Origin of the sequence: Streptomyces sp. NPDC057271 (assembly GCF_042668715.1) — a bacterium.
Classification (GTDB): Bacteria; Actinomycetota; Actinomycetes; order Streptomycetales; family Streptomycetaceae; genus Streptomyces.
Genome location: NZ_JBHUYJ010000002.1, coordinates 166207 through 173257 on the forward strand (window position 1 = coordinate 166207; position 7051 = coordinate 173257).

5 protein-coding genes are annotated in these 7051 nt (G+C 69.6%); 4 read left to right on the top strand and 1 reads right to left on the bottom strand.

The features are described 5' to 3' along the window. Positions 1-25: 25 nt before the first annotated feature. The gene (locus tag ACFUJR_RS01665) at positions 26-1720 is read right to left on the bottom strand and encodes a glycoside hydrolase family 13 protein (protein ID WP_383171897.1); all 1695 of its coding nucleotides are present in this window, start codon (positions 1718-1720) and stop codon (positions 26-28) included. A 345-nt stretch (positions 1721-2065) separates the two neighbouring features. Here ACFUJR_RS01665 and ACFUJR_RS01670 point away from each other — a divergent pair, with 345 nt between their 5' ends. Genes ACFUJR_RS01670 through ACFUJR_RS01685 form a run of 4 tightly spaced genes read left to right on the top strand, consistent with a single transcriptional unit; the run spans position 2066 to position 6936 of the window. Continuing rightward, the gene (locus ACFUJR_RS01670; RefSeq protein WP_383171895.1) at positions 2066-3343 is read left to right on the top strand and encodes an extracellular solute-binding protein; all 1278 of its coding nucleotides are present in this window, start codon (positions 2066-2068) and stop codon (positions 3341-3343) included. Between the two features lie 19 nt (positions 3344-3362). Beyond that, positions 3363-4373, top strand: a complete 1011-nt coding sequence (locus ACFUJR_RS01675) for a carbohydrate ABC transporter permease (protein WP_383171893.1) — start codon at positions 3363-3365, stop codon at positions 4371-4373. Beyond that, on the top strand, positions 4367-5221 hold the full coding sequence (locus ACFUJR_RS01680) for a sugar ABC transporter permease (RefSeq protein WP_383171944.1): 855 nt from the start codon (positions 4367-4369) through the stop codon (positions 5219-5221). The genes ACFUJR_RS01675 and ACFUJR_RS01680 overlap by 7 nt, the downstream gene beginning before the upstream one ends. Before the next feature lie 47 nt (positions 5222-5268). After that, entirely contained in the window at positions 5269-6936 is a 1668-nt protein-coding gene (locus ACFUJR_RS01685; protein WP_383171891.1) for a glycoside hydrolase family 13 protein, read from the top strand. The last annotated feature ends 115 nt before the right edge of the window (positions 6937-7051 follow it).

The following is a 7051-nucleotide window of genomic DNA, read 5'->3' on the forward strand; positions in this document are numbered from 1 at the left end:
GGGATTGGACTGTACCGGTCGCACGTCAGATTGCCCACCAAACGCAGGAGTCGGCGGGAACCCGGACGTTGTGCGCGAGCTTGGCGCCCCGCCCGAACTCCCCTGCGGGGGAGGGGAGTACGGGACCTGGGTCGCCGTTCCCCTCGCCCGGAGCCGCCGTCGCGTGGGGTTCGCTGCGCAGCAGCGGGCTCCCGGCGAACGGCAGCGTCACGTCCCGCCCCGTCGTGTTGAGGGCGACCAGCACATCGCCTCCGCGCGAGCGGCGGCGGAAGGCCAGGACGCCTTGCGGGGCCTCCTCCCACTCCACCGTCTCGCCGGCGCCGAGCGCGGGGTGCTCCCTGCGCAGCCGCAGGGCGCGGCGGTACAGCTCCAGGGTGGAGGCCGGGTCCGCCGTCTGCGCGGCCACGCTCAGCCCGGCCCACTCCGGGGGCTGCGGAAGCCAGGATCCGGCCGGGCCGAAACCGTACGACGGGCCGTCCGCCTCCCAGGGCAGCGGGACCCGGCAGCCGTCACGCAGCCCGTCCTGACCGTCGCCGCGCAGGAACGCGGGGTCCTGCCGGACCTGGTCCGGCAGGTCCACGACCTCGGGCAGGCCCAGCTCCTCGCCCTGGTAGACGTAGGCCGAGCCCGGCAGCGCCAGCATCAGCAGCGCCGCCGCCCTGGCCCGCTCCAGGCTGCCGTACCGGGTGGTGTGCCGAACGACGTCGTGGTTGGAGAGCACCCAGGTCGTGGGGGCGCCCACCGAGGCCGTGGCGCGCAGCGACCCGTCGACGACCGCCCGCAGCGCCTCCGCGTCCCACGCGCAGTTCAGGAACTGGAAGTTGAAGGCCTGGTGCAGCTCGTCGGGGCGTACGTACAGCGCGAGCCGCTCCGGCGTCGGCGCCCAGGCCTCCGCGACCCCGATGCGTTCGGGGCCGTACGACTCCAGGAGCCGGCGCCAGCCGCGGTGGATCTCGTGCACGCCGTCCTGGTCGAAGAACGGCAGCCGCTGGATGCCGATCAGCTTGGCCTGCTGTCCCTGCCCGATGTCGGGCAGGCCCTCCGCCTTGACCATGCCGTGGGCGACGTCGATCCGGAAGCCGTCCACCCCCAGATCCAGCCAGAAGCGGAGCACGGAGTCGAACTCGGCCCGTACCTCCTCGTTCTTCCAGTTCAGGTCGGGCTGCTCGGGTGCGAAGAGGTGGAGGTACCAGGTGCCGTCCGCGACCCGCGTCCAGGCCGGGCCGCCGAAGACCGACTCCCAGTCGTTGGGCGGCTCGGAGCCGCCCGGCCCCCGTCCCGGCCGGAAGACGTACCGGTCCCGGCCCGCCCCCGCGCGCGCCTGCTCGAACCAGGGGTGCCGGTCCGAGGTGTGGTTCGGGACGATGTCCACGATGACCTTCAGGCCGAGTCCGTGCGCCGCGCGCACCAGGTCGTCGGCGTCGGCGAGGTCGCCGAAGACGGGGTCCACCGCGCGGTAGTCCGCCACGTCGTACCCGCCGTCCGCCTGCGGGGAGGCGTAGAAGGGGGTCAGCCAGACCGCGTCCGCGCCCAGCCGGGCGATGTGCGGCAGCCGCTCCCGTACGCCCCGCAGGTCTCCGATCCCGTCGCCGTCGCTGTCCGCGAAGGAGCGGACGTACACCTGGTAGATGACGGCGTCCCGCCACCAGCCGGTTCGGGCGGCGCTTGCGCAAGAGCTTGCGGAGTCCGACAGCGACGGTGAGGTGAGCTCGTGGGCCATGTGCGGTGTCCCTCTCGCGTGTTCCGGGGCTGGGCGTCGTACTGACAACGAGTTCGAGGCGGGCGTGAAACGGTCCTGCAAGAGCTGATGCAAAGACTTGCAGGGGCCGGACGCAGCCGCAAGAGGGCCTGAGGAGGGCCTGAGGTCCGCTGTCAAGCGACTCGTCGGCAACCTTCAGGACACGCCGATGTAACGATCGCCGGGACTTGCAGAAAGTTCTCGCAAGCTCTTTCGGCTCGTTTTCATCCCTGTTACGTTCCTGGCAACCCGGAGCGCCGCGAGGGAGCGGTCGCATGAGGCAGGTTCCACCCCCTCGTCACCCCGGGATCAGTTGAAGGAGTTCACATGCGGCGTGGCATAGCGGCCACCGCGCTGGTCGCGGCCCTGGGCGTGACCCTGGCGGCGTGCGGAAGCGACGGCGGTTCGAAGGACGGCGGTTCGAAGAGCTCCGGCGAGCTCTCCGGGACCGTGACCTGGTGGGACACCTCCACGGTCGGCTCCGAGGACAAGGTCTTCAAGAAGATCGCCGAGGACTTCACCAAGAAGCACCCGAAGGTCACCGTCAAGTACGTGAACGTGCCGTTCGGTGAGGCGCAGAACAAGTTCAAGAACGCCGCCCAGTCCGGCTCCGGCGCCCCCGACGTCATCCGCTCCGAGGTCGCCTGGACCCCCGAGTTCGCGGACCTCGGTTACCTGGCCCCGCTCGACGGCACCGCCGCGCTGAAGGACGACAAGGACTTCCTGAAGCAGGCCGCCGCCTCGACCCAGTACAACGGCAAGACCTACGCCGTGCCGCAGGTCATCGACTCCATGGGCATCTTCTACAACAAGAAGATCTTCAAGGAGGCCGGCGTCGAGGTCCCCGAGACCATCGCGGAGCTGAAGACCGTCTCCGCCGCGATCAAGGACAAGACCGGCAAGACCGGCCTCTACCTGCGCGGCGACGACGCCTACTGGTTCCTCTCCTTCCTGTACGGCGAGGGCGGCGACCTGGTCAACGCCGAGTCGAAGACCGTCACCGTCGACAACGCCGCCGGTGTGAAGGCCCTGACCACGGTCAAGGACCTGGTCGACTCCGGTGCGGCCAAGACCGACGCCACCGACGGCTGGAACAACATGCAGACCGCCTTCAAGGAAGGCAAGGTCGCCATGATGATCAACGGCCCGTGGGCCGTCGCCGACACCTTCGCCGGCAAGGAGTTCGCCGACAAGGCCAACCTGGGCATCGCCCCGGTCCCGGCCGGCTCGGCCGGTCAGGGCGCCCCGCAGGGCGGCCACAACCTCGCGGTCTACGCGGGCTCCAAGAACCTGGAGGCCTCGTACGCCTTCACCGAGTACATGACCTCGGTCGAGGCCCAGACGAAGATCGCCACGGAGCTCAGCCTGCTCCCCACCCGGGAGTCCGTCTACGTCAAGCCGGACGTCGCGAGCAACGAGATGATCAGCTTCTTCAAGCCGGTCGTCGACAAGGCCGTCGAGCGCCCCTGGATCCCCGAGACCGGCAGCCTCTTCGCCCCGCTCGTCACCGAGTACACCAAGGTCCTGACCGGGCAGACCACCCCCGAAAAGGGAGCCAAGGCGACGGGTGACTCCTACCGCAAGCTCCTGAAGGACTGGAAGTAACAGGAAGGCAGGCCGGCTGATGGCTGTGGACACCAGCAGCCAGTCGGCGGTGAAGGCCGCGGGCGATGTCGCCCGCGGCCGGCACCGTGGTACTGGCAACCCCGAGGGCAAGGTTCGCCGTTCCCTCTCCACCCACTGGTACGCCTGGGCGATGGTCGCTCCGGTGGTGGTCGTGATCGGCGTGATCATCGGCTATCCGCTGATCCGGGGTATCTACCTCTCCCTCACGAACGCGAACGAGCGGAATGTCGAGCGGAGTATCGGTGTCAACCAGATCCCGGCGACGTACGAGTTCGTCGGCCTGGACAACTACGTCGACGCGCTGACCGGGACCCAGTTCCTCGGCACGCTCGGCTGGACGCTGGTGTGGACCGTCGCCTGCGTCTCGGTCACCTTCGTCCTCGGCCTGGCCCTCGCCAACATCCTCAACCGCAGGATCGCCGGCCGCTCCGTCTACCGGATGCTGCTGATCCTGCCCTGGGCCGTGCCCGGCTTCGTCTCCGTGTTCGCCTGGCGCTTCCTCTACAACCAGGACAACGGTCTGCTCAACCAGATCCTCGGCGGCGCCGGGATCGACGCCGTGCCGTGGCTCAACGACCCCACCTGGGCCAAGTTCTCGGTCATCGCCGTCAACGTCTGGCTCGGCATCCCGTTCATGATGGTCGCCCTCCTCGGCGGGCTCCAGTCCATCCCCGGCGAGCTCTACGAGGCCGCCGAGATGGACGGCGCCAACGCCTGGCAGCGCTTCCGCAACATCACGCTGCCCGGTCTGCGCTCGGTGTCCACCACCGTGATCCTGCTGAGCACCATCTGGACCTTCAACATGTTCCCGGTGATCTTCCTGCTCACCCGGGGCGGACCCGGTGAGGCCACGCAGATCCTGGTCACGCAGGCGTACAAGTTCTCCTTCGAGATCAGCCCGCGTGACTTCGCCCAGTCGTCCACCTGGGGCGTCCTGATCCTGGTCCTCCTGATGGTCTTCGCCGCGATCTACCGGCGCGTCCTCCGCAAGCAGGGAGAAGTCTGGTGACCACCGCCACCAACACGCCCACCCGAGGCCGTCGTTCGCCGCTCGCCTCCGTCGGGCTGCACGCGACCCTGATCGTCGCCTCCGTGATCGCCGTCTTCCCCGTGCTGTGGGTCCTGCTGACCTCGCTCAAGCCGGCGAAGTACGCGACCACGACGGACTTCCTCAAGGAGACGACGCTCGCGAACTACACCGACCTGCTGGAGAACACCGAGTTCCTCACCTGGTTCGGCAACTCGCTGCTCGTCGCCGGCCTCACCACGGTCCTCGGCGTCTTCATCGCCTCCACCACCGGCTACGCCGTCAGCCGCTTCCGGTTCCCCGGCAAGCGCGGACTGATGTGGACGCTGCTGATCACCCAGATGTTCCCGGTCGCCGTCCTGATCGTGCCGATCTACAACATCATGTCGTCGCTGGGGCTGCTCAACAAGGCGGCCGGTCTGGTCATCACGTACCTGACCATCGCCGTCCCCTTCTGCGCCTGGATGATGAAGGGCTTCTTCGACACCATCCCGCGCGAGATCGACGAGTCGGGCCAGGTCGACGGCCTCAACCCGTTCGGCACCTTCTGGCGGCTGATCCTGCCGCTGGCCAAGCCCGGCATCGCGGTGACGGCGTTCTACTCCTTCATCACCGCCTGGGGCGAGGTCGCCTACGCCTCCGCGTTCATGGTCGGGGACGAGAACCTCACCCTCGCGGGCGGCCTGCAGAAGTTCGTCAACCAGTACGGCGCCCAGTGGGGTCCGATGTCCGCGGCCTCCGTGCTCATCGCCATCCCCGCGGCGCTGGTGTTCCTCTTCGCCCAGCGGCACCTGGTGACCGGCATGTCCGCCGGCGCCGTCAAGGGCTGAGCCCGAACACCCCACACGTACGTACCTCCTTACCTCCCAAGGAAGACATGACCCAGCACCTCGCTGCCCCCGACGCCGCCCCGACCACCGGCACGCACACGGGTTGGTGGAGAGACGCGGTGATCTACCAGGTCTACCCACGCAGCTTCGCCGACGGAAACGGCGACGGCATGGGCGACCTGGAGGGCATCCGCGGCCGGCTTCCGTATCTGAAGGAGCTGGGCGTCGACGCCGTCTGGCTGAGCCCCTTCTACGCCTCCCCGCAGGCCGACGCCGGCTACGACGTCGCCGACTACCGGGCCATCGACCCGATGTTCGGCAGCCTCCTCGACGCCGACGCGCTCATCCGCGAGGCGCACGAGCTGGACCTGCGGATCATCGTCGACCTGGTGCCCAACCACTCCTCCGACCAGCACGAGTGGTTCCAGCGCGCGCTGCGCGAGGGTCCCGGCTCCCCGTTGCGTGAGCGCTACCACTTCCGCCCGGGGAAGGGCGAGAACGGTGAACTGCCGCCCAACGACTGGGAGTCCATCTTCGGCGGCCCCGCCTGGACGCGGGTCGACGAGGCGGACGGCGCCCCCGGGGAGTGGTACCTGCACCTCTTCGCGCCGGAGCAGCCCGACTTCAACTGGGAGCACCCGGCCGTACGCGACGAGTTCCGCTCGATCCTGCGCTTCTGGCTCGACATGGGCGTCGACGGTTTCCGGGTCGACGTCGCCCACGGACTGGTGAAGGCCGAGGGACTGCCGGACATCGGCGCCCACGACCAGCTCAAGCTGCTCGGCAACGACGTCATGCCCTTCTTCGACCAGGACGGCGTCCACGAGATCTACCGCTCCTGGCGCCAGGTCCTCTCGGAGTACGACGGAGAGCGCGTCCTCGTCGCCGAGGCGTGGACCCCGACCGTCGAGCGCACCGCCCACTACGTGCGCCCCGACGAGATGCACCAGGCGTTCAACTTCCAGTACCTGGGCACCCACTGGGACGCCGTCGAGCTGCGCCGGGTGATCGACGCCTCGCTCGCCGCGATGCGCCCGGTCGGCGCGCCCACCACCTGGGTGCTGTCGAACCACGACGTCACCCGGCACGCCACCCGCTTCGCCAACCCGCCCGGCCTCGGCACCCAGCTGCGCGAGCAGGGCGACCGCGCTCTCGGTCTGCGCCGCGCCCGGGCCGCGACGCTGCTGATGCTTGCGCTGCCCGGATCGGCGTACGTCTACCAGGGCGAGGAGCTCGGCCTGCCGGACGTCACCGACCTGCCCGACGAGGTCCGCCAGGACCCCTCGTTCTTCCGGGCCACCGGTCAGGACGGCTTCCGCGACGGCTGCCGGGTGCCCATCCCGTGGACCGTCGAGGGCCCCTCGTACGGCTTCGGTGACGGCGGCAGCTGGCTGCCGCAGCCCGCCACCTGGGGCGGGCTCAGCGTCGAGGCGCAGGCCGGCGACCCCGGCTCCACCCTGGAGCTGTACCGCAGCGCGCTCGCCGTGCGCCGTGAGCGCCCCGAACTCGGTGCGGGCGAGGACGTCGAGTGGCTGGAGGCACCGGAGGGTGTGCTCTCCTTCCGCCGCGACGGCTTCGTCTGCACCGCCAACACCACCGGTCGGGCCATATCCGTCCCGCTGCCCGGCCGGTTCCTCCTCTCCAACGAGCCGATCTCCCACGGGGAGGGCGTCGTGGAGCTGCCCGCCGACACCACCGTCTGGTGGGCGGTGTGAGCATCCCCCTGCCGGGGGGGGGGGGGGGAGAGGGGCCGCGGGGCGTGGGGGCCTTCGTCCCCCCCTCGGGGTGAGGGGGGCAAGGGCGAAGGGGGCCCTCAAAAAAAGGAGGAGT

What these genes read in the sequence shown, in the direction of transcription:
- ACFUJR_RS01670 (WP_383171895.1), top strand. Translation starts at nt 2,066, where the DNA reads ATGCGGCGTGGCATAGCGGCCACCGCGCTGGTCGCGGCCCTGGGCGTG.
- ACFUJR_RS01675 (WP_383171893.1), top strand. Translation starts at nt 3,363, where the DNA reads ATGGCTGTGGACACCAGCAGCCAGTCGGCGGTGAAGGCCGCGGGCGAT.
- ACFUJR_RS01685 (WP_383171891.1), top strand. Translation starts at nt 5,269, where the DNA reads ATGACCCAGCACCTCGCTGCCCCCGACGCCGCCCCGACCACCGGCACG.
- ACFUJR_RS01665 (WP_383171897.1), bottom strand. Translation starts at nt 1,720, where the DNA reads ATGGCCCACGAGCTCACCTCACCGTCGCTGTCGGACTCCGCAAGCTCT.